Source organism: Allokutzneria sp. A3M-2-11 16 (genome assembly GCF_024213555.1).
Lineage (GTDB): Bacteria > Actinomycetota > Actinomycetes > Mycobacteriales > Pseudonocardiaceae > Allokutzneria.
Genome location: NZ_JANAVO010000002.1, coordinates 440,777 through 461,979, shown reverse-complemented (window position 1 = coordinate 461,979; position 21,203 = coordinate 440,777). Strand labels below are relative to the sequence as shown.

22 protein-coding genes are annotated in these 21,203 nt (G+C 71.2%); 15 read left to right on the top strand and 7 right to left on the bottom strand.

Going from position 1 to position 21,203, the window contains the following annotated elements; translation table 11 throughout:
* Position 1 precedes the first annotated feature (1 nt).
* Both NLX83_RS20250 and NLX83_RS20245 read right to left on the bottom strand, forming a co-directional pair.
* A complete protein-coding gene (locus NLX83_RS20250) occupies positions 2-418 on the bottom strand; it encodes a hypothetical protein (RefSeq protein ID WP_254236643.1) in 417 nt (138 codons plus the stop codon).
* A 24-nt stretch (positions 419-442) separates the two neighbouring features.
* The gene (locus NLX83_RS20245; RefSeq protein WP_254236642.1) at positions 443-970 is read right to left on the bottom strand and encodes a GNAT family N-acetyltransferase; all 528 of its coding nucleotides are present in this window, start codon (positions 968-970) and stop codon (positions 443-445) included.
* Between the two features lie 134 nt (positions 971-1,104).
* On the opposite strand from NLX83_RS20245, the gene hisS reads away from it, so the two are divergent.
* Positions 1,105-2,373: a histidine--tRNA ligase gene (hisS, locus tag NLX83_RS20240; protein WP_254236641.1), complete on the top strand. Its 1,269-nt coding sequence runs from the start codon at positions 1,105-1,107 to the stop codon at positions 2,371-2,373.
* Here the strand turns inward: hisS and NLX83_RS20235 are convergent.
* Positions 2,370-3,305 (bottom strand): baeRF2 domain-containing protein, encoded by a 936-nt coding sequence (locus tag NLX83_RS20235; RefSeq protein WP_254236640.1) that lies wholly within the window; start codon positions 3,303-3,305, stop codon positions 2,370-2,372. The two genes, hisS and NLX83_RS20235, sit on opposite strands and share 4 nt — an antisense overlap.
* Positions 3,306-3,392: 87 nt before the next feature.
* On the opposite strand from NLX83_RS20235, the gene NLX83_RS20230 reads away from it, so the two are divergent.
* The 6 genes from NLX83_RS20230 to NLX83_RS20205 are packed head-to-tail and all read left to right on the top strand — an operon-like array spanning position 3,393 to position 7,207.
* Positions 3,393-4,367: a TIGR03557 family F420-dependent LLM class oxidoreductase gene (locus tag NLX83_RS20230; protein WP_254236639.1), complete on the top strand. Its 975-nt coding sequence runs from the start codon at positions 3,393-3,395 to the stop codon at positions 4,365-4,367.
* Positions 4,364-4,756 carry a hypothetical protein gene (locus tag NLX83_RS20225; RefSeq protein WP_254236638.1) on the top strand — a complete coding sequence of 131 codons (393 nt, stop codon included), beginning with the start codon at positions 4,364-4,366 and terminating at the stop codon, positions 4,754-4,756. The genes NLX83_RS20230 and NLX83_RS20225 overlap by 4 nt, the downstream gene beginning before the upstream one ends.
* Positions 4,757-4,766: 10 nt before the next feature.
* Positions 4,767-5,402, top strand: coding sequence for a nucleotidyltransferase family protein (locus tag NLX83_RS20220; protein WP_254236637.1), 636 nt, complete (start codon positions 4,767-4,769; stop codon positions 5,400-5,402).
* Positions 5,341-5,601: a BON domain-containing protein gene (locus tag NLX83_RS20215; RefSeq protein WP_254236636.1), complete on the top strand. Its 261-nt coding sequence runs from the start codon at positions 5,341-5,343 to the stop codon at positions 5,599-5,601. Before NLX83_RS20220 ends, NLX83_RS20215 begins: the two co-directional genes overlap by 62 nt.
* Positions 5,598-6,335, top strand: coding sequence for a metallophosphoesterase family protein (locus NLX83_RS20210; protein ID WP_254236635.1), 738 nt, complete (start codon positions 5,598-5,600; stop codon positions 6,333-6,335). The genes NLX83_RS20215 and NLX83_RS20210 overlap by 4 nt, the downstream gene beginning before the upstream one ends.
* Entirely contained in the window at positions 6,335-7,207 is an 873-nt protein-coding gene (locus tag NLX83_RS20205; RefSeq protein WP_254236634.1) for an alpha/beta fold hydrolase, read from the top strand. Before NLX83_RS20210 ends, NLX83_RS20205 begins: the two co-directional genes overlap by 1 nt.
* Before the next feature lie 46 nt (positions 7,208-7,253).
* Here the strand turns inward: NLX83_RS20205 and NLX83_RS20200 are convergent, their stop codons facing one another.
* Positions 7,254-9,560 (bottom strand): SulP family inorganic anion transporter, encoded by a 2,307-nt coding sequence (locus NLX83_RS20200; protein ID WP_254236633.1) that lies wholly within the window; start codon positions 9,558-9,560, stop codon positions 7,254-7,256.
* Between the two features lie 655 nt (positions 9,561-10,215).
* Between NLX83_RS20200 and NLX83_RS20195 the strand changes: the two genes are divergently transcribed.
* Positions 10,216-10,881 carry a DedA family protein gene (locus NLX83_RS20195; protein ID WP_254236632.1) on the top strand — a complete coding sequence of 222 codons (666 nt, stop codon included), beginning with the start codon at positions 10,216-10,218 and terminating at the stop codon, positions 10,879-10,881.
* A 111-nt stretch (positions 10,882-10,992) separates the two neighbouring features.
* On the opposite strand, the gene NLX83_RS20190 is transcribed toward NLX83_RS20195, so the two are convergent.
* The gene (locus NLX83_RS20190) at positions 10,993-11,310 is read right to left on the bottom strand and encodes a hypothetical protein (RefSeq protein ID WP_254236631.1); all 318 of its coding nucleotides are present in this window, start codon (positions 11,308-11,310) and stop codon (positions 10,993-10,995) included.
* 27 nt (positions 11,311-11,337) lie between these two features.
* On the opposite strand from NLX83_RS20190, the gene NLX83_RS20185 reads away from it, so the two are divergent.
* The 5 genes from NLX83_RS20185 (at position 11,338) to NLX83_RS20165 (ending at position 18,103) form a co-directional block, all read left to right on the top strand.
* Positions 11,338-12,666 (top strand): helix-turn-helix domain-containing protein, encoded by a 1,329-nt coding sequence (locus tag NLX83_RS20185; protein WP_254236630.1) that lies wholly within the window; start codon positions 11,338-11,340, stop codon positions 12,664-12,666.
* 477 nt (positions 12,667-13,143) lie between these two features.
* Positions 13,144-13,929: a response regulator transcription factor gene (locus NLX83_RS20180; RefSeq protein ID WP_254236629.1), complete on the top strand. Its 786-nt coding sequence runs from the start codon at positions 13,144-13,146 to the stop codon at positions 13,927-13,929.
* A gap of 354 nt (positions 13,930-14,283) precedes the next feature.
* On the top strand, positions 14,284-15,558 hold the full coding sequence (locus NLX83_RS20175; RefSeq protein WP_254236628.1) for a four-carbon acid sugar kinase family protein: 1,275 nt from the start codon (positions 14,284-14,286) through the stop codon (positions 15,556-15,558).
* On the top strand, positions 15,555-17,042 hold the full coding sequence (locus NLX83_RS20170) for an FGGY-family carbohydrate kinase (RefSeq protein WP_254236627.1): 1,488 nt from the start codon (positions 15,555-15,557) through the stop codon (positions 17,040-17,042). Before NLX83_RS20175 ends, NLX83_RS20170 begins: the two co-directional genes overlap by 4 nt.
* Positions 17,043-17,104: 62 nt before the next feature.
* Positions 17,105-18,103, top strand: a complete 999-nt coding sequence (locus NLX83_RS20165; RefSeq protein WP_254236626.1) for a LacI family DNA-binding transcriptional regulator — start codon at positions 17,105-17,107, stop codon at positions 18,101-18,103.
* Here NLX83_RS20165 and NLX83_RS20160 read toward each other — a convergent pair.
* The gene (locus NLX83_RS20160) at positions 18,072-18,533 is read right to left on the bottom strand and encodes a hypothetical protein (RefSeq protein WP_254236625.1); all 462 of its coding nucleotides are present in this window, start codon (positions 18,531-18,533) and stop codon (positions 18,072-18,074) included. The genes NLX83_RS20165 and NLX83_RS20160 overlap by 32 nt on opposite strands.
* A 111-nt stretch (positions 18,534-18,644) precedes the next feature.
* Between NLX83_RS20160 and NLX83_RS20155 the strand changes: the two genes are divergently transcribed.
* Positions 18,645-19,265: a VC0807 family protein gene (locus NLX83_RS20155; protein ID WP_254236624.1), complete on the top strand. Its 621-nt coding sequence runs from the start codon at positions 18,645-18,647 to the stop codon at positions 19,263-19,265.
* On the opposite strand, the gene NLX83_RS20150 is transcribed toward NLX83_RS20155, so the two are convergent.
* Positions 19,262-19,981: a MerR family transcriptional regulator gene (locus NLX83_RS20150; protein ID WP_254236623.1), complete on the bottom strand. Its 720-nt coding sequence runs from the start codon at positions 19,979-19,981 to the stop codon at positions 19,262-19,264. The genes NLX83_RS20155 and NLX83_RS20150 overlap by 4 nt on opposite strands.
* A 79-nt stretch (positions 19,982-20,060) precedes the next feature.
* Here NLX83_RS20150 and NLX83_RS20145 point away from each other — a divergent pair, with 79 nt between their 5' ends.
* Complete coding sequence (locus tag NLX83_RS20145; RefSeq protein WP_254236622.1) at positions 20,061-21,203, top strand: CaiB/BaiF CoA transferase family protein; 1,143 nt, start codon at positions 20,061-20,063, stop codon at positions 21,201-21,203.

The following is a 21,203-nucleotide window of genomic DNA, read 5'->3' as shown; positions in this document are numbered from 1 at the left end:
GCTACTGGGCGGGGAGGCGGCGAGCTTCGCCGACCGCGCAGGTGACGGCGCCCTTGATCGGGGTGTCGCCGGGGATCTTCTCGGTGTGGGTCTTGCCCGCCTCGATGCGGTTCTCCACGAAGCGAGCCTCGCTGGACGGCTTGCCGTCCGGGCCGCTGATGTCGACGCCCACCACGTACTTGGCCGGCTCGGCCGAGCTGTTGGTGACCTCGATGACCACGTCCTGCGTCCACGCGTTCGCCGCGCACGAGGTGATCTTCACGTCGGCCTTGACGTCGACGCCGGGCTTGGCCTTCGACGTGGGCGCCGCGGCGCTCGTGGTCTCAGGAGCCGCCCCGGCGGGGGGCTGGGTCTTGTCGCCGCAGCCGCTGAGCAGGAGCGCGGCCACGGGCAGGATGAAGAGGAGTCGGTTGAACACGCCGGTCATCCTGGCATCACCCGTTCAGCCGCGTAGCTCGCCCTCCAAAAGGCCCATCATGACCATGTCGTGCCACCGCCCGTCGCGGCGGAAGGACTCGCGCTGGCGGCCCTCCTCGACGAAGCCGGCCTTCTCGTAGACGCGCCGCGCCGCCACGTTGTCCGCGACCACCCACAACGTGATCCGGTGCAGGCGCATCTTCTCGAAGCCGAACCGGCAGGCCGTGCGCATGGCGTCGGTGGCGTAGCCCGAGCCCCAGTGGTCCTTCTCGCCGATGTAGATGTCCAGCTCCGCGTGCCCGGTCTCCGGCTGCACGTCGCGCAGCACCACCACGCCGATCAGCTGTGCGTCGGCCAGCGTCTCCACGGCCAGCACGACCTTCTCGTAGGAGTTGGCCTTCCACTCCGACATCCGCTTCGTCACCTGCGCGAGGGAGTCGGGGTAACCGTCATCCATCCAGCGCATGACCTCCGCGTCGTGGTTCCACCGCCACAACGCCTCGGCCTCGGACGGTTCGAACGCGCGCAGGCGGACCAGCTCACCAGTGGGCATGCCTGGTTCCTACCAGGCGGCTTCTCTACGCGCCCAGCGAATAATCCGCGCGCCCAGCGAATAAACCGGATCGCGGGCGTGATCGGGTGACGGGTAGTTTGGGCCGGTCAAAGCCCGCCTACAAGAGGACCACGGTGAAGATCGACAACAGCCCCGCGAGGGGCACCCGCGACCTGCTCCCGGCGACCGTCGCCCGGCGCGATCATGTACTCGCGGCGATTGTCGAGGTCTACCACCGGTTCGGTTACCGGCGGATCGAGACGCCCGCGCTGGAGAACCTGGACCGGCTCACCTCCGGCCAGGGCGGCGAGAACGAGAAGCTGCTCTTCAAGATCATGCGCAGGGGCCTTCCGGAGGAGGCCGAGCCGGGTACGCGCGTCAGCGACCTCGCCGACCTGGCGCTGCGCTACGACCTCACCGTGCCGCTGACCCGGTTCTACGGCGCCAACCACGCCACGCTGCCCTCGCCGTTCCGCAGCCTCCAGTACGGCCCGGTGTGGCGCGCGGAGCGGCCGCAGAAGGGGCGCTACCGCCAGTTCGTCCAGTGCGACATCGACATGATCGGCGAGGAGTCGGTGCTCGCCGAGGCCGAGCTGATCGAGGCCACCACCCAGGCGCTGGCCGCCGTGGGGCTGACCGGGGCCACCGTCCGCGTCTCCGACCGCCGCTTCGTCGCCGCGCTCGCGCAGGCTGCCGGTTTGAACGAGGCGGTCTGGCCCGCGTTCTTCATCGGCCTGGACAAGCTCGACAAGATCGGTTGGGACGGCGTCCGCACCGAGCTGGAGGCCAAGGGCCTGCCCGCTGACAAGGTCGGCGACGCCCTGGAGCGCATCCAGAAGCTGCGCGAGCTGCCCGCGAGCTCCATCGCCGACGCTCTCGCCGACGCCGTGCCCACGCTGGCCGAGGACGTCATCGCCGACCTCGCCACCACCACCGCGAGCCTGGCCGAGGCCAGCGCGGTGAGCTGGGAGTTCGACCCGACGCTGGTCAGGGGCATGGGCTACTACACCGGCCAGATCTTCGAGGTCGTGCACCCCGGCATGAACTCCTCCATCGCCGGTGGCGGCCGCTACGACAAGCTCATCGGCCGCAGCCTCGGCAAGGACGTCCCGGCCTGCGGGTTCAGCATCGGCTTCGAGCGGATCGTGGACCTGCTCGGCGACGCCCCGGCCCAGGACTCGGTCGCGGTGCTGTTCGAGAAGGACGTGCCGACGGCGCGGGCCATGGCGGCGGCCCGCGAGCTGCGCCAGGAGGGCCGCACCGCCACCGTTCTCGGGCGGCGCGGCAAGTTCGGCGCGCAGCTCGGCAGGCTGGAGGAGTGGGGCTTCACCTCCTTCGTCCACCTCCGCGCCGACGCCGAGCCGGGTGCCCCGCTGGAGGAGCGCCCGCTGGGCGCCCGCTAGCCCCGCAGCAGCGCGCCGACGCCGTCGGCCAGCTCCGGTTCACCGGCGACGAGGTGCAGCCGTGCCCCGGTCGCCACGGCGGCCATGACCAGCGCGGAGTCGGCGCGCTCGCGGGCGAGGTGGGGCACGCCCAGCGAGCGCAGCTCCGCCTCGTCGACAGCGATCTGGGTCGGCTCCGAACCGATCCAGATCGTGTGGTCCGCCATGGCGGCGACGTCGAGCAGCAGGGTGTCGACCCGGCCCTCGCGCAGCGCCGCGGCGACGGCGTGCAGCCCCTGCGCCGCAGCGCCCTTCCGGTTCAGCTCGACCCGGAAGCGGTCCACCGCGTTGTGCCCCAACGCATCCGCCCGCTGCTCCATCAGCTTGTGCACTGCTTCGTCCACAGTGGACCGATCGGTGCCGGGGATCTCCTCGGTGATGGCGGCCGAGTGCTCCGGGAGCGCCGCGCGCACCGCCGTCCTGGCCTGGACCTCCCCGGCGAGCACGAGCAGCCCCGCGCCGAGCCGCCGCACCATCCGATCCGCGGTCTCGGCGAGCGCGATCGCGTTGTCCTGCTTGGTGTTCTCCACCAACCTGCCGCCGCCGTCGTATCCCAGAATCTCTTCGCCCAACACGACGACGTGCGACAGGTCGGCCTCGGTGTGCTCCAGCAGCGGCGTCAGGTACGGCAGCGCCGACCAGCGCGCGAGCGGCTGCGCGGGTGGCTCCGGCAGGCTCCGGTCCAGCAGCACCCGTCCACCCGCCGCGATCAGCGCGCGCCCGGTGCGACCGTCCTCGACCGCTCTGTCCACACTGGACAGCGTGGCCTCGTCGGCGCCCGCCTCGGCCAGCGTCGCCCGCACCTCGCGCCAGCGCACGGGCGAGTCGTCCAGGTACACGGACGCGAACGGGCCCGACGCGGCGACGAGCCCGCGCAGCTGCGTCAGATCCATCTCCGCCCACCTCCTCCCCGCCGGGCTACCCGGTCCGGCCCCGGTCAACCGGGGATTGGCCGCCCGGCAGGTGGGTAGCCGGAGTGCATGGTCAGCATCGGATACTTCCTGTCCTGCGAGGAGTTCGGTCCGCGCGAGCTGGTCCGGCAGGCCCGGCTGGCCGAGGACGCGGGGTTCGAGCGGTTGTGGATCTCCGACCACTTCCACCCGTGGAACGGCCAGCAGGGGCACAGCCCGTTCGTGTGGTCGGTCATCGGCGCGCTGTCGGAGGTCACGAGCCTGCCCGTCACCACTGCGGTGACCTGCCCGACCGTGCGCATGCACCCGGCGATCGTCGCCCAGGCCGCCGCGACCGCCGCAGTGCAGTGCCGCGGCGGGTTCACCCTCGGCGTCGGCAGCGGGGAGGCGCTCAACGAGCACGTGCTCGGCGACCACTGGCCGCCCGCCGGGGTCCGCCTGAGCATGCTGGAGGAGTCCGTCGAGCTCATCCGCGCCCTGCACCGCGGCGACGAGGTCAGCTACCACGGCGAGCACTACACAGTGGAGAACGCACGCATCTACACGTTGCCGGAGCAGCCGGTTCCGATCTACGTCTCCGCTTTCGGCCCCAAATCGGCGAAACTGGCCGGGCGCATCGGCGACGGCTTCATGAGCACCATCCCGGACAGCGAGCTGATCTCCACCTTCCGCGAGTCCGGCGGCGGAGACCTGCCCGCGCAGGCGGGGTTCAAGGTGTGCTGGGCGGACACCGAGATCGAGGGCGCGCGCACCGCGCACCGGCTCTGGCCCAACGAGCACCTCCCCGGCGAGCTGGCGCAGGTCCTGCCGACGCCGCGGCACTTCGAGCAGGCTTCGGAGCTGGTCACCGAGGACACCGTGCGGGAGGCGGTCCCCTGTGGACCGGACCCGGAGAAACACGTTGCCGCGCTGAGGAAATACGTCGACGCCGGGTACGACGAGGTTTACGTGCAGCAGATCGGGCCGAACCAGGACGCGTTCTTCAAGGCGTGGGCGGCGCACGTGCTGCCCCGGTTCGAGCACGCGGGGAGCGAGAGGTCATGAGCACACCCAGGGAAGATGTCTCCGAACAGCTGGACGAGGACCGCATCGGCGTCGACCCGCTGGAGGAGGGCATGGAGCCGCCGGAGCACTGGAGCGGCGTCGACCAGCACGGCACGACCCCCAACGAGCAGCGCGAGGGCGAGCCCCTGGACGAGCGCCTCGCGGAGGAGCGTCCCGACGTCGAGCCGGACGAGGTTCCCGAGCGCCCGCGCGCGGCGACCCCGGACAGCGAGCTGGACGAGACGATCGACGACGAACCTCCAGCCGACGAAGAGCCTGCGCCACAAGAGAATCCCGTCCTGGTGAGCGACAACCACACGGACGGCCAGGTGGCTTCCTACGGTTCGCAGGCGCCGGAAGAACGCGCTGAACGCGTCGAGCGCTGGTGATGGTGACCGAATGGCTGACGACTTCGACGAACTCGTCCGCACCACGGTGCGGGTGGTCAGTGCGCTGCGCGAGGCAGAGGTCCCGTTCGCGCTGACCGGAGGCATTGCGGTGTGGGCGCGTGGCGGTCCCGAGTCCGAACACGACGTCGACGTGCTCGTGCGCGCGGAGGACAGCGCGAACGCCGTGCGCGTGCTCGTGGCCGCGGGGATGCGCGCCGCGGAACCCCCGGAACAGTGGCTCACCAAGGTCTACGACCGAAGTCACCTGGTGGACCTCATCCACGAGCCGGTCGAGTCCCCGGTGACGGAAGAGACCCTGGCCCGCGCGGAATGGATGCGGGTCGGCTCGGTGAAGGCCCCGGTCGCGCCCGCGACGGATCTGGTGGTGGACAAGATGCTCGTGCTGGACGAGCACCGCTGCGACTTCGCGGTGCTGCTGCCGATCCTGCGCGCGCTGAGAGAACAGATCGACTGGGGCGAGGCGGCGCGCCGGACGGCGGGCTCGCCGTACGCGGAGGCGTTGCTGTTGTTGGCGCACCGCCTCGGCATCGCCGAACTCGCACAGCAATCAGGGAGGCAAGCCCATGACAACCGATCAGGAGCCGCCGCAGTACGCGGTGGCCCGCCTGCGTCGCGCGCTGGCTGAGGATCCCCGGACCGCCGAACAGGGCGTGCGCGTGGACCTGCGCGGTGAGCAGGTCTACCTCAGCGGCGACGTGGCGAGCGAGGAGCGCAAGCGCACGCTCGACCAGGTCGTGCACGACATCGCCGCGAACCTCAAGGTGCACAACGATGTCCGCGTGGTCGAGGCGAAGGCGCCGGTCGGACAGGAGGAGCTGCGATGATCAGGATCGCCGCGGTCGGGGACGTGCACCTCGCGCCGGACGCCAGCGGCCACCTCCGCCCCGCGCTGGAGGAGCTGGGCGACTGCTCGGACGTGCTGCTGCTCGCCGGGGACCTCACCAAGCACGGCACGGTGGAGGAGGCCGAGGTCGTGGCGCGCGAGTTCGGCGGCCTGGACGTGCCGGTCGTCGCCGTGCTCGGAAACCACGACCACCACAGCGATCAGGGCGAAGAACTGTCCACTGTGCTCGGAGAAGCCGGGATCACCGTGCTGGAGGGCGACGGGATCGTGCTCGACGTCAACGGCAGGCGGGTCGGCATCGCCGGGGTGAAGGGCTTCGGCGGCGGCTTCGCGGGCAAGTGCGCGAGCGCGTTCGGCGAGCAGGAGATGAAGGCGTTCATCAACCACACCGCCGAGGTCTCGGATCAGTTGGGCAAGGCGCTCGAAGAACTCGACGCGGACGTCCGCGTGGCCCTGACCCACTACTCGCCGGTGAAGGAGACCCTGCGCGGAGAACCGCTGGAGATCTACCCGTTCCTCGGTTCCTACCTGTTGGCGGAGGCGATCGACAAGGCGCGCGCCGACATCGCCTTCCACGGCCACGCCCACGCGGGAACCGAGCACGGCATGACCGCGGGTGGCGTGCGCGTGCGCAACGTCGCGCAGCCGGTCATCCGGTCCGCCTACAAGGTCTACTGCCTGGAGCCCGCCGAGCTGGAACAGGCCGCCAGCTGATGTTCGAGGGCTTCGCGCTGGAGCAGATCGACGTCGGCGAAGTGCGGCTGAGCGTCCGGCGCGGCGGCTCGGGGCCGCCGATCCTGTTGCTGCACGGGCATCCCAGGACGCACACCACGTGGCACAGGGTCGCGCCACTGCTGGCACGGCGGTATTCGGTGGTGTGCCCGGACATGCGTGGGTACGGCCAGTCCTCGAAGCCGCAGACCGAGCCGGATCACTCCCAGCAGTCGAAGCGCGCCGTGGCCAACGACTGCGTGAAGCTGATGGAAGCGTTGGGCCACAAGCAGTTTGCGGTGGTCGGTCACGACCGGGGTGGCTACGTCGCGCATCGCCTCGCCGTCGACCACCCGGATCGCGTGACGGCGCTGGTCGCGCTCGACGTGGTCCCCATCGGCGAGGCTCTTGCCCGCTGCGACGCGCGCTTCGCCGCGAGCTGGTGGCACTGGTTCTTCCTCGGCCAGGAGACGGACCTGCCGGAGCGGGTGATCAACGCCGATCCGGTCTCGTGGTACCGCGCCCGTTACAACGATCGCGCGGAAGCCATGGGGGAAGCCAACTTCGCGGACTTCCAACTCGCGATCAACGATCCGGAGACCGTGCACGCGATGTGCGAGGACTACCGCGCGGGGCTCGGCGTCGACCGGATCGCCGACGACGCCGACCGCGCGGCGCGCAGGCGCGTGCGCTGCCCGGCCCTCGTGCTCTGGGCGGACGGCGACGACCTGCCGGAGCTCTACGGCGACGTGGTCGAAGCGTGGCGGGACTGGGCCGAGGACGTCGAGGGCGCCCCGATCACCAGCGGGCACCACCTCGCCGAGGACGCGCCCGACGAACTGGCCGCCCGGATTCAGGATTTTCTTTCCAGGTAAGCAAAACGGCCCCCTTCGCGAAGAAGGGGGCCGGATTGCCGGACGGTCAGAGCACGGTCGCGGGGTCCACAGGGGACAGTCGCCCGGTCTCCGGGTCCACCACGTGGACACGAGCGTCGGAGATGTCGAAGTACAGCCCGACCAGGGTCAGCCGGCCCTCCTCCACCGCCTCGCGCACCGAGGGGTAGGTCATCAGGTTCTCCAGCTGCTGCACCACGTTGAGCACGCTCAGCCGGTCCGCCGGGGTCATGTCGGCGTCGTGGCCGTCGTCCTCGCGGGCGTGGTAGCGCTCCAGGCTCGGCTCCGCGTGCCGCAACCAGGACGCGAGGTGCGTGCCCTCGCGGACCCCGCCGTGCAACGAGGCTTTCATGGCACCGCAGTGCGAGTGCCCGCAGACCACGATGTTGGGCACCTCCAGCGCCTCGACGGCGAACTCGATCGACGCGCCCACCGAGGAGCCGATGCTCGGGATGTCGTTGCGCGGCACCAGGTTCCCGACGTTGCGAGTGGTGAACAGGTCACCGGGACCGCTGCTGGTGATCATGTTCGGCACCACGCGCGAGTCGGCGCAGCTGATGAAGAACTGGCTGGGCTTCTGCCCCCGCTCGGCCAGCTCCGACAGGAACGGCCGCACCAGCGGCGCCGCGCTGCGCTGGAACTCGTGCATGCCGAGCATCATCGGGTCGGCACCGGGACGCGGCTCCGGAACGATCGTGCCCGCGTCCGGTTCGCCGCCGTCGGAGTGCATGTTCTGCCAGTACGACCACGGCGCGAACCACCTCGGCAGCTGGCCGGGCAGGCTCTTGTGCTGCTCCGGCTTGCCCTGGCGGGCCCGCTGGTACCAGGTGTCGTGCACCTCGTCGACGCGAACCGCGCCGCCGGTCCGCTCGTAGCCGGAGCGCCAGTCGTGGATCGCCTCGTAGCCCGCGTGGTCCATGAAGTCCACGTGCAGCTCCAGCACGACGTTCCTGCCCTCCGGGACCCGACGCAGCTCGTTGATCAGGTTCGCGACCCCCAGGAAGATCAGCGACCCGCGCACGACGACGCGCCATTCCTCGGCCGAGTCCTCGACGACCTCCACGGTCGCCCTGGTCAGCCGCCACAGCGCCAGCAGCAGCGCCACCGCGATGCCCAGCAGCACGCCCTTGACCAGGTCCAAGAACACCACACCGGCGAAGGTGACCACGTACACCGGGAACTCGCGGTGCCGCCACAGCTCCCGCATGTGCGCGAGGCTGACCAGGCGGATACCGGTGAGCACCAGCACCGAGGCCAGCGCGGCCATCGGGATCAGCTCCAGCGTGCTGCCCAGGAACAGCACGAACAGCGCGATCCAGACGCCGTGCAGGATCGCCGACGCCCGGGTCCGCGCGCCCGCGGCCACGTTGGTGGAGCTGCGGACGATGACGCCGGTGACCGGCAGGCCGCCCAGCGCGCCGGAGGCCATGTTGGCCGCGCCCTGCGCGACGAGCTCCTTGTCCAGGTTCGCCCGCGCCCCGGAGTGCAGCTTGTCCACCGCGACCGCGGACAGCAGCGACTCGACGCTGGCGACGGCGGCGATGGTGAAGATCGCGATGATGATGCCGCCGAGGTCACCCACGGGCAGCGTGGGCAGGGCCAGGCCGGTGAGGGGGTTGTCCGGCAGGTCCACCCTGGGCACGGTGAGCCCGAAGCCGATGGACACCGCGGTGGCGACCGCGACCGCGACCAGGGGCGCGGGGATCAGCGACACCTTGGGAATCCTCGGCCACACCAGCAGCACCGCGAAGGTCACGATGCCGATCCCGAACGCCGCGTCGTGGTGGCCGACGATCTGGCCGGGCAGGTCGCGCAGGTTGGCGATCACCGAGCTCTGCGCCTGACCGCCGAGCACGACGTGGATCTGGCTCAGCGCGATCACCGCGCCGATGCCCGCGAGCATGCCGTGCACCACGGCGGGGGACAGGGACAGGGCGGCCCTGCCCATCCGGGTGATGCCCAGGACGAGCTGCACGGCACCGCCGCACACGGTGATGAACGCCGTCGCCGCCCAGCCGTACTGGGCGATCATCCCGGCGACGATCACTGTCAGACCGGCGGCCGGGCCGCTGACCTGCAGCGGAGCCCCGCTCAGCGCTCCGGCGACCACACCGCCGACCACCGCGGCGATCAGGCCGGAGATCATCGGGGCGCCGGAGGCGGCGGCGATGCCCAGCGACAGCGGGATCGCGATCAGCAGCACCACCAGCGAGGCGGGCAGGTCGTGCCGGAGCACGGTGGCGAACGTGGACTGCCGCTGGGCCGCCTCGGGGCCGGGCGGTCCGGTGCTGGCGTGCTCCCCGGCCGAGGTGCGCGCGCGGCGGCTGTTGATCATGGTTGTCGTGCCTCCAGGACGGTGCCCCGGGCGGGCTGCCCGGAGCTGGGGTGAGCAAAGCCGGCGGGCCTCGCCGCGGTTCGTGCGGCGGGTCCCGCCCGCGGGGTACCCGGACTCGGGGCCGGGCGCGGTGTGTGGGGGTTACCCGAAGTGGGTGAAGGCGGCCCGGGAGGGGCACGCGGTTAACGAACGGGGCGTCCGGCCGGGCTCCGGCGGCCACAGGCGTGCGTCGTTCGTCGTATCGGCATGGTCGGCGCAGAAGGCGTCGAGCACTGGCTCGGCTTCGGCGCGGTACCGGGTCGTTGCCATGACGGCTCCTCCAGGCCCTACCCGCGTCGGGAGTCAGTTGTCGTGCGAGGTCCCAGGTGTGACCTGCGTCCCCATCATCAGTACCGAAAACGATCTACGGGGAGCAAGTTCCCACCTCCGGGAACTTGAATTCAGCCGGTCAGGGGAGTAGGTCGCGAGCGGCACTGCCGATCCTGCCCCGTCCCGATCCCCCCGATCGTCGATCTTCGGACGGAACGGACATTACCCCCCAATACCGATTCGCGGCCATGATCGCCCGGATAGGGTAGGCCGCTGGGCCGCCGGGGGACGCCGATCACGGCCCGTGCACCCGATCCCGCACACCGCATCTGGGGGAAGTAGATCCGTGGGACTGATCACTGACGGCCTGGAGTCCATCGCCGGGCTGCCGCAGCCGCTGGTACTCGCCGCCGCCGCGGCCTTCACCTTCGGCGAGACCACCGTCGGCCTCGGCATCTTCGTGCCCGGCGAGGTGGGGCTGCTGGTCGCCGCGAGCACCGTCAAGTCGCTCGGCACCGGCATCGTGATGTGGGCCGTCGTCACGCTGGCCGCCGTCGCCGGTGACTCCACCGGTTACCTGATCGGCAGGCGCTTCGGCGGCAAGCTCAGGGAGACCCGGATCATCAAGAAGATGGGCCAGGACAACTGGGACAAGGCCACCGCGCTGATCCGCCGCCGCGGCGCGTGGGCGGTGTTCTTCGCCAGGTGGCTGCCCGTCGTCCGCTCGCTGACCCCGGCCGCCGCCGGTACCGCGGGCCTGGCCTACCCGAAGCTGCTGATCGCCTCGATCTGCGGCGCGGCACCGTGGGCCGCGTTGCACGTCAGCATCGCCGCCATGGCCGGTGAGGCCGCCAAGCAGATCGAGGACAAGCTCAGCACCGCCGGCTTCGTCGTGCTCGGCGCCGTCGTCCTCGCCGCCGCGGTGTTCCTGCTGGTCCGCAAGAGCAAGGCCAAGAAGGCCGCCGCCGCGACGCCTCCGGAGGAGGAGAAGCAGCTGGAGGAGGCGCACTGACCGCGCTGCTCTTCAGTCCCCGGGCATGACCCGGATATGACAAGGGACGGGATGCTGCCCTCGCTGGCACCCCGTCCCTCATGTCATGTCGGCGCTATTCGACCCCGGCGGTCAGGAGTTCGGCCACTCGACGCCTGGCCCCGTCTTCGGCGGCCTGCTGCTGGCGAGGGTGGTGCCGAGTGAGTCCGGCCACTCGATCCCGCCGGGGTTACCGATGCCACCCGGGTCCATGGCAAGTTCGGCGACGGCGGACTTCGGGTTCGGAGGCTGGCAGAACGGCCATGCGATGTCGCATGGCTTGTGACTCGGAGGCGCCTGGACCTGCTGCATCGGCGCGCTGAGTGTCGAAGTGGTATCGGTGGATTGAACGCCACTGTCTAGCGGTGAAAGAATTCCCGCGTACAGTGTCATCAGAAAGGCAACAAGCATGCCTGCCTCCTTGAGTAGCTACCTGTCATGACATCTGCCGATCGAGTCAGCGCCGAACGCGAGCTGCCTGCCACGTTCGGTGACCGACTGCGTGCTCTTCGTGTTTCCCGAGGTCTGACCCAACGCGACCTCGCCGGTGAAGGGCTGTCGAGCAGCTACCTGTCCCGTCTGGAGTCCGGGCAACGCACGCCGACTCCCAAGGTGGTGGAACAGCTCGCCGCGCGGCTGGGGGTGCCGACCGAGTCCTTCGCCGGGCTCGACAACGGCACCCGCGTCAGCGGTGGTGAGTTCATGGTGGGCGGCGCCCGCGTGATGGACCTGCTCCTGGAGGGCAGGCCGGACGCGGCGCTGGAGGTGCTCGACGCCCTGCGGGAGAACGTCCGCGACCCGCAGGACCGGTGGTTCTGCGAGTACGTCGCCGCCGCGTGCGCCAGCAAGCTCGGCCGCACCCAGGAGGTCGCGGACCGGCTCGAGGCGATCGAGCCGATGTACCGGGGTCTGCCCGCGTCCGCCAAGGTCGTCACCGAAACGCTCAACGCCGCCGCGCTGCGCAACCTCGGTCGTTTCCGCGAGGCCGCCGAGCTGGCGCAGAAGGCGTTGCTGGAGGCGGAGGGCCTGGCCAACGCCGGATTCCCCCCGGGCCAGGCGTGGCCGCTGCGCCTGCGCGCGTCGGTCTCGCTGGCGTCCTCGCTGGCGGAGGCCCGCCGGATCGACGAGGCGCTCCAGGTGTGCGCCCGGGGCATCGAGCTGGTCAACGCCGGACCGCCGGACGTCCCGGACTGGCGCGGCCGCTCCACGTTCACCGAGGCCGCGGTCACCATGCACTGGACCTACGCGGGCGCCCTGACCCGGGCGGGCTTCCTGGACCAGGCCGCCGAGCAGATCCAGGCCGCCCTGGCGCACCCGGCGGGAGCCATCGGCACCGACCTGTGGTGCCGGGTCCGGCTCACCGCCGTCTACATGGTGCTGAACTTCGAGCTGCCGCTGCCGGTCTCCCCCGAGTCCCTGCTCGAAGAGGTCACCGAGCTGCGCCGGGCCGCCAACAGCCAGGTCGACTCGCAGGTCGCGCTGATGCGCGCGGCCGTCGCGGTTCGCTCGGGGCAGCTGGAAAGCGCTCTCGATCATGCGGAGAGCGCGCTGACCGGACCCCTGGACACCGCAGACCAGATGCGGGCGCTGATGACCATCGTGCGGCTCAGTGCCCAGCTGGGGCGGGAGGAGCGGCGGCTCAGCGCGCTGGACGAGCTGCTGCAGCACCTGGACTCGGCCGATCCGGACGAGGTGCGCCCGGCGCTGCTCAAAGAGGTGGCCTCGTTGTCCGTGCAGACCCTGCGCGATCAGCGCGCACGCGCGTAGCCGGCGCTCCCCTGCCCCTGGGGAGACCGGCTCGCCGTCCCGCGAGCCGCCCGCTCGCCTGTCACACACTGTCATGGTTGGCCCTGACTGAGTGGCTACGAAGGTAGGTCCATCGCGCCATGGTGCTGCCCGTTCACAGTGGTGCTCACCCACTGTGTTCACGGGCAGAAGGGTAAAAGGGCGAGCCGGGCCCGTCAACGTGACTCGGTGGTACGGGACGGGTTGTCAACAGTTTGACAAGCGGCGCCGCGGCGTACTCTGGCCGAACGACACGCGTCCGGGCTACTCCGGCCGTACCTACTTGCAGGTTAACGGCGCGTTGCCGGGGCGGAAGACGCTGCCCATCCCGATGACACACGTGTTGACTGACGGAGGCCTACTTAAGTAGGATCGGGTTGTCAGAAGTTGTCAACACTCGCGGCAAGTTGCGATTCCACGTTGTCAGCTCTGTCCCGGGGGCCAGTGGAAAGGTCTGTCATGTCGCTGCACACTCCGCCGCCTGACCTGCGGCCACGCGAACTTTCGTGCACCTGCTCGCGCGAGGAACCGCAGGACACCAGGCTGCGCGTGCTCGCCGTCGACCGTCACCCGGTCGTGGCTGAAGGGTTGCGGGCCTGTTTCGGCAGGCACCCCGACTTCGCCTTCGTCGGTGCCGTCGGTGGTGGCGCCCGCGTCGTGGACCAGGTCTGCGCGGCGCGCCCGGACGTGGTCCTGGTGGACATCGACCTCGGCGAGGTCGACGGCATCGAGGTCATCAAGGCCGTCCTGCGCACCCGCCTGCCCGTCGTGGTCGTCGTCTTCTCCGACAACCAGGCGCGGGCCGGGGCGGCGCTGGAGGCGGGCGCGATGGGCTTCGTGCTCAAGACCGCCGCGCCGGAGGAGCTGATCTCCGCGGTCCGCCAGGCCCGCAGCGGCGTCGCGGCCATGCCGTCGCAGCTGCTGCCCGTCCCCGGCCGGATGCCGCGGCTGCGCAGGCAGGAGAGCCGTTCGGTGCTCTCCGGCCGCGAGCTGGACGTGCTCCGCCTGGTCGCCGAGGGGCTGACCAACGCCGAGATCGGCCGCAGGCTCTTCGTCGCCGAGACCACCGTGAAGACCCACCTGCAGCGGGTCTTCTCCAAGCTGCACGTCAGCGACCGGGCGGCGGCCGTGGCCAACGCCCTGTCCAACGGGCTGCTCGTGCCGGGGCCCGAGGGCTTCGGCGGGGGCCTGCGCGTCCTGGACGCCGAGCCCGTGATGACCGGCGCCCGCCGGTCGGCGAGCTAGCCAGCCGCACGGCATCGCCTGGGCCGGCTTCGGGGGTCGGCCCAGACCTGCCAGTCGGGGCGATCCGGCCCACGACCCTGCACCGGCTGGGCGACCAGCCGGAGTGGCGCCGGTGGGGACCTGGCCCGGTGGTGACCTTCTCCAGTCACCACCGGGCCAGGCCCGTCTCGTCCCCTCCGGCGTGGCTGCCGCCGAAATCGAGGTCGACCACCGAAGATCCTCTTCGGTGGTTCTCCACCGATGCACCCGAATATTCCCGAAGGGTCGTCAGATTGTTGACAGCCCAGGCCCCGATGCGAGAGGTTCGGCAGTGCCCTGCATCACACCGCTCACCGCTCATCGGCAGGACCGGTCTTGACTGCTGCCACCCATGAGGTGTTCGCCGCCGCCGACGACCACCGCAGGGTCGTCATCATCGACGACGACCCCACCGGAACCCATACGGCTTCCGACATCGACGTCGTCCTGCGCCCGGACACCGCCGCCTTCGACGCGTTCCTGCGCGGCCACCGCAAGGCCGTGTTCGCGTTGTCCAACACCCGGGGACTGCCCCGGTCCACCGCCGCCGCCATGGTGTCGGGGATCGCGGAGCAGGCCAGGACGGCCGCGAAGGCCGCGGGCCAGGAGATCGCCTTCCTGTTACGCGGAGACTCCGCGCTGCGCGGGCACGTCTTCCCGGAGATGGAAGCCGTCTCGCAGAACACCTCGGGGCTGTTCGTCCCGGCGTTCCTGGAGCGCGGCCGGTTCACCAGGGACGGCGTGCACCACATCAGCGTGGACGGTCAGGCGGTGCCCGCCGCCGAGACCGAGTTCGCCCGCGACCGCGTGTTCGGCTACCGCAGCCACGCCATCGCCGACTGGGTCGACGAGGTCACCCAGGGCCGGTGGAAGGCCCGCACGGTCAGCCTGGACGCGCTGCGCGAGGCCGGTCCCACCGCGGTGCGGGACGCGCTCTTCGACGCGGGGCCGCACGAGGTCGTCGTGCCGGACGCCACCGAGTACTCCGACCTGGAGACGATCTCCGCGGGCCTGATCGCCGCCGAGCGCTCCGGCAAGTCCGTCGTCGTCCGCTCCGGTGTCTCCTTCGCGACGGTGCGCGCCTGCCTGCGCTCCCGGACCATCGACGAGTCCAAGCTCAAGGGGCGGGGCAGGCTGCTGGTGGTGTGCGGTTCGGTCACCGAGACCAGCACCCGGCAGGTCGCCGCGCTCGGCGAACTCGCGAACCGGAGGATCGAGATGTCCACGGCGGCCGCGATCGGCGGCTGCCCGGACATGGTGGGCGAGCTGACCGCGCGGATCTCCGCCGAACTGGCCGAGCACGGGGTCGCGGTGCTCAGCACGGAGCGCTCCGCGCACACCGGGCAGGACACGCCCGCGATGCTGCTGGACTCGATCGCCGAGATCGTCGCGGTGGTGGCACCGACCGTGGACAGCGTGATCGTCAAGGGCGGGATCACCTCCTCCCGGGTGGCCACCGACGGGTTCCGGGCCCGGACGGCCACCGTCGCCGGGCAGCTGATGCCCGGGGTTCCCCTGTGGCTGCTGGAGAACCGGCCTTTCGTGGTGGTGCCGGGCTCGGTCGGCGAGGACGACGCGCTGCGCAGGCTCGTCAGCGCGTTCGCGGGATGAGCAGCGCGGCGGCTCCCCGTCGCCTGCTCGCCGGGGTCGACGTCGGCAGCGGCAACATCAAGGTCGGCCTGTTCGGGGTGGACGGGGTCCCGGTCGTGCGGCTGGTCCGGCCCACCCCGCGCGGGCAGGGCGGCCAGCACTACGACGCCGACCGGATCGTCCAGGTGGTGCTGGACTGCCTCGCGGAGTGCGTCAGCGTGGCGGGCACCGCCCCGGAGGCCATCGGCGTCGCCAGCATGGCCGAGACCGGGGTCGCGCTCGACGCGGACCTGAAACCGTTGCACCCCATGCTTTCCTGGGCCGACGGGCGGGCCGCCGCGCAGACGGCGTGGCTGGACCGGGAACTCGGCGCGGTGTCGCTGGCCGCGACCACCGGGCTGCCCGTGCACGCGCGGCACCCGCTGCCGAAGTGGTTGTGGCTGCGCGAGCACGCGGCCGGGGTGCTGCGGAAGACTCGGTGCTGGGTCAGCGTCGCCGACCTGGTCGCCCTGGCACTGACCGGGGAACTGAGCACCAACGTCACCCTCGCCCAGCGCACGATGGCCTTCGACGTGCGCAACGGCGAGTTCGACGCCGACCTGCTGGCGCTCGCCGGACTGCGCCGCTCCCAGCTGCCCCCGGTGCTGGCCCGCGGTGAGGTCACCGGTCAGGTCACCGAGTCCGTCGCGGTCGGCACCGGCCTGTACGCGGGCACGCCCGTTGTCATCGCCGGGCACGACCACCTCGTCGGCGCGTACGCGGCCGGGGTGCGGGCACCGGGCCAGCTGGCCGACTCGGCGGGCTCGACCGAGGCGGTGATCGCCGTCGCCGACCGGCTCGCCGACCCGTCCGCGCTGGTGGCCACCGGGACCAGCGCCGGGCGCTACGTGGACGGCGCGCGCTGGTGCATGATCGGCGAGCTGCCCAGCAGCAGCGGGCTGGCCGAGTGGTTCGTGCGCCGGATGCTGGCCGAGCCGGACGGCGGCAAGGACGCGGTGAAGCGGTTCCTCGACCTGGTCGCCGAGAGCACGGAGCGGCCGACCGGGGTCGTGGTCGAGCCGTACCTGCACGGCTGCGCGGCGCCGCAGCCGCGCCCGCACCGGAGGCTGGCGCTGCGCGGGGTGACCGAGCGGCACAGCCTCGCCGACCTGGCCGCCGCCGTGCTGGAGGGCACCGCGTTCCACGCGCGCTGGGTGTCGGAGGAGATCGCCGCGATCACCAACGTGCTGCCCGCGCGGGTCACGGTGCTCGGCGGGGAACGGCTGCCCGGCTGGACGCAGATCAAGGCCGCGGTCAACCCGTGGCCGACCACCACGGTCAACGGGGACCCCACGCTGGTCGGCGCCGCGCTGCTGGCCGCGCCCGCCGCCGGGCTGGCCTCGGTCGACCCGGGCGTGCAGCGGACCGAGATCACCTCGGGACCGGTGGTCTCCGCCCGCTACGAGGCGCTGTACCGCAGGAGATTCCTGCCGCCCACCGGTGAGCAGTTCCCCGCGCGGCGCTGATCCGCGGGCTTGGTAGCGTCCGGCTGACGTGATTCATGATTGTGCATGAACCGGGAGCCAGCGTGGCACGAAGCAAGTCCCGGCCGACCATGCGGGACGTCGCCGACGCCGCCGGGGTCGGGGTGATGACGGTGTCCCGCGTGATCAACGGGGCCGTCGGGGTCCGGCCGAGCACCGCGGAACGGGTGCGGGAGGCGATCACCCGCCTCGGCTACCAGCTCAACCACGCCGCCAGCACGCTGCGCAGGCGCAACCACGGGTCGATGGTGATCGCGTTGCTGGTGGACGACATCGCGAACCCGTTCTACGCGGCGCTCGCCGGGGCGGTCGAGGAAGAGGCCCGCGGGCACGGCTTCACGGTGCTCTTCGGCAGCGCCAAGGAAGACCGGCTGCGGGAACGGGAGCTGGTCGCGGCGTTCACCGCGCACCGCGTGGACGGGCTGATCGCGGTGCCGACCGACACGGAGATGTGGCGGGACGCGCTGACCGGCGTCGCGGTCGTTTTCGTGGACCGGCCCGCCAACGGGCTGCCGGTGGACGCGGTGCTCGTCGACGGCCGCACCGCGGCGGCGCGCGGAGTGCGGCACCTGCTGGAGCACGGCCACTCCCGGATCGGTTACCTCGGCGACCTCGCCTCGATTTGGACTGCGCGGCAACGACTTCAGGGCTATCGCGACGCGATGGGCGAGGCGTTCGACCCGGAGCTGGTCCGGCAAGGTCTGCGTGATGCGGCGTCGGCGGAGCAGGCCGCCGTGGAGCTGCTGGGCTCGGCGCGCCCGCCGACCGCGTTGTTCGCGGCGAACGACTTGATCACCATCGGCGCGGTGCGGGCGGTGGCGGCGTGCGGCGAGGGCACGGCGGTGGTGGGCTTCGACGACATCGTGCTCGCGGACCGGCTCTCCCCGCCGCTGACCGTCCTCGCGCAGGACCCGGTGGAGATCGGGACGACGGCGGCGCGGCTGCTCTTCGCCCGGCTCGACGGGGACGACTCGCCGAGCCGGGAGGTGCTGCTGCCCGCCACGCTCGTCGTCAGGGGTTCTGGGGAGAGTCGGCCGGGGTGATGCGGCCGCTGTTCAGGACGCGGGCGATCGGTGCCTTGTCCTCGCCGCGGCTCACGGTGACCAGCACGCCCGCCGCGCTGACCACCATGGCGAACTCGGGCGCGTTCGGCAGTTGCGTCGGCTTGGCGACGTAGGACGGCAGCCGGGTGACGATGTCCGTGGTGGGCTTGGCGTTCTCCACCGGCTCCAGCACGAGCGCCTCGGTCCGGCCGGTCTCCTGCGCCGGGCAGTCCTGGTCGGGCTTGGGGTGTCCGAGGTAGACCGCGTGCCTGTCGAAGCGGACGCACGTGTCGGGGGAGTGCTCCAGGTCGATCACCTCCCAGGAGGCGGGCACGTCGATCTCGTAGCCGCGGTAGGTGACCGGCTTCGTGGCCTCTGTCGTGGTGAGGAGCGCGGCGAGGAGGAACAGCGGTGGCATGCGGCGATACATGGTGCGACCCTCGCACCGCGCTCCGGCCACCGCAGTGTCGACCGCGCCGATTGCACACCTCTGAGTGAGCCGCGTTTACTTGCCGTGCAGGGAAAGCAGGGGGAGGCGAAGGTGCCCAACGCAGCGAAGAAGTCCATCGTGCCGGTGTTGCTGCTCGACGTCGGGATGCCGCTCGGCGCCTACTACGGCGCGCGGGCGTTCGGGCTGGCCGAGTACTACGCGTTGCTCGCCGCCACGCTCGTCGCGGGGGCTCGGCTCGGCTACGTGGCTTGGCGGCGCAAGTCTTTCGACGCCATCTCCATGGTGATGCTGGTGATGTTCGGTGTCGGCCTCGGGCTGTCCTTCGTGACCGGTGAGGAGCGCATGCTGCTGGTGCTCCAGTCCGGGACCACCGCGGCGCTCGGGTTGTTCCTGCTCGGCACCTGCTTGTTCGGTGTGCCAGCGGTTTTCACCGCGGCCAAGCGGATCAGGGCCGGTGAGGTGGAGCTGATGCGGCGGTGGGACACCCTCTACGCCGAGGAGCCGGGATTCCGCCGGATCTTCACGGTGATCACGCTCGTGTGGGCGCTCTCGCTGATCGGTGAGGCGGCGCTGCGCATCCCGGTGGCCTACCTGCTGCCGCTGGACGTCGCGATCGGCGTGTCATCGGTGATGCCCGCGGTCATCATCGCCGCGACGCTCATGTGGACGACCTGGTACAGCAAGCGCGCCGGAGCGCGGTACGCCGGTTAGGAGCCGGAGACCTTGCGACGCAGGGTGTGGTTGACGGCGCGTTCGAAGCCGCTGACCAACGCCTGGATCGTCACCGGCTTGAGCTTGTCGGTGATCTGCCGGACGCGCTCGCGTTCCCCGGCGGGGCGGCCCTGCTCCACGTAGGGGCGCAAAACGTTGTCCGCGAACAGTTCCTGGAGTTCGGCGGCCATCGCCACCACGTGCCGCTCGACGATCTTCTTCGCCGCGTGCAGCATTTCCGGCGGCATGCCGAGGTCGATGATCTCCAGTCCGTTGGCCAGCAACGTCGGGTTGAGCAACGTGAACCCGGCGCCGTCGGTGCGTTCCAGCACGCCGAGGGAGACCAGCTGTTCGATCGTCTCCTCGTCGAGCTGGCGGCCCGCGCGGCGGCTCAGCTCGTGCAGCTCGACCTCCTCGCGCGTCTCGGCCACCCACGGGGTGAGCAGCGCGCGCTGCAACGCCAGGTCCTCGGCGGAGGCGTCGTCGGGGATGCGCTGGAGGTGCCGTTCGACCGCGGCGAGGGTGAAACCGAGCGCCTGCAGCTCGCGGATCAGCTCCAGCCGGGCCAGGTGCACGGGGCCGTAGAGGCCGACGCGCCCGCGCAACCTGGGCGGCGGCAGGAGGGAGCGGCCCGCGTAGAAGCGCACGGTGCGCACCGTGACCCCGGCCCGTACGGCCAGCTCGTCCACGGTGTACTCGGCATCCGGCTCAGTCATCATCTCTCCTTGACTGATGTGACACCAGGACTGTAACACTAGCCACGTTCAGGTTGTCTGCTGTGCGAAGGCGGTGCGCATGTCCGGTCCGCTTGCCGGAGTCAGGGTCGTCGAGCTGGCGGGGCTCGGGCCCGCGCCGTTCTGCGGCATGCTGCTGGCCGACCTCGGCGCGGAGGTCGTCCGCGTCGACCGGCCCGGTGGCGGCGGCCTGCTGCCGAGGGATGCCAACGACGTGCTCGGCCGGGGCCGCCGCGAGGTGGTCGTCGACCTCAAGCACGAGCGCGGCGCCGAGGTCGTGCTTCGCTTGGCGGAGAAGGCGGACGTGCTCATCGAGGGCTTCCGGCCGGGCGTCGCGGAGCGGCTGGGCATCGGCCCGGAGCCGTGCATGGCGCGCAACCCCCGGCTCGTCTACGGCCGGATGACGGGGTGGGGCCAGGACGGCCCGCTCGCCGCGTCCGCCGGGCACGACATCGGCTACATCGCGATCACCGGTGCGCTGCACGCGTTCGGGCGCGCGGGCGGACCGCCGCAGGTGCCGATGAACCTCGTCGGCGACTTCGGCGGCGGGGCGATGTACCTCGCGGTGGGCGTGCTCTCCGCGGTGATCCAGGCGGGGCGCACCGGACAGGGCCAGGTCGTGGACGCCGCGATCGTGGACGGCACCGCGCACCTCAGCTCGCTGATCTACGGGATGGTCGCCGCGGGTGGCTGGCAGGACCGGCGCGGCGTGAACCTCCTCGACACCGGCGCCCCGTTCTACGACGTGTACGAGACGGCGGACGGCGGACACATGGCCGTTGGTGCGCTGGAGCCGCAGTTCTACGCCGAGTTCGTGCGGTTGCTGGCACCCGAAGGGCTTCCAGATCGCAACGATCCCGCCAACTGGCCGGAGCTGCGGCGGCGCATCGCGGAGATCTTCGCGAGCCGCACCCGCGACGAGTGGGCAAAGGTCTTCGAGGGCACCGACGCGTGCGTTTCCCCGGTGCTCGGCATGACCGAGGCCGCGGAACACCCGCACAACAAGGCTCGTGGAGTCTTCGTGGCGCCGGGCGGTGTGGTGCAACCCGCGCCCGCGCCGCGCTTCTCCGCCACTCCGGCTCCCCAGGTCGGCGTTCCGGCCGCGCCGGGCAGCCACACCAGGGCCGTGCTCTCCGAGTGGGGTCTGTCCGATGTAGACGAACTCATCGATTCCGGTGCTGCGCACCAGAGAAACGAGGACTGA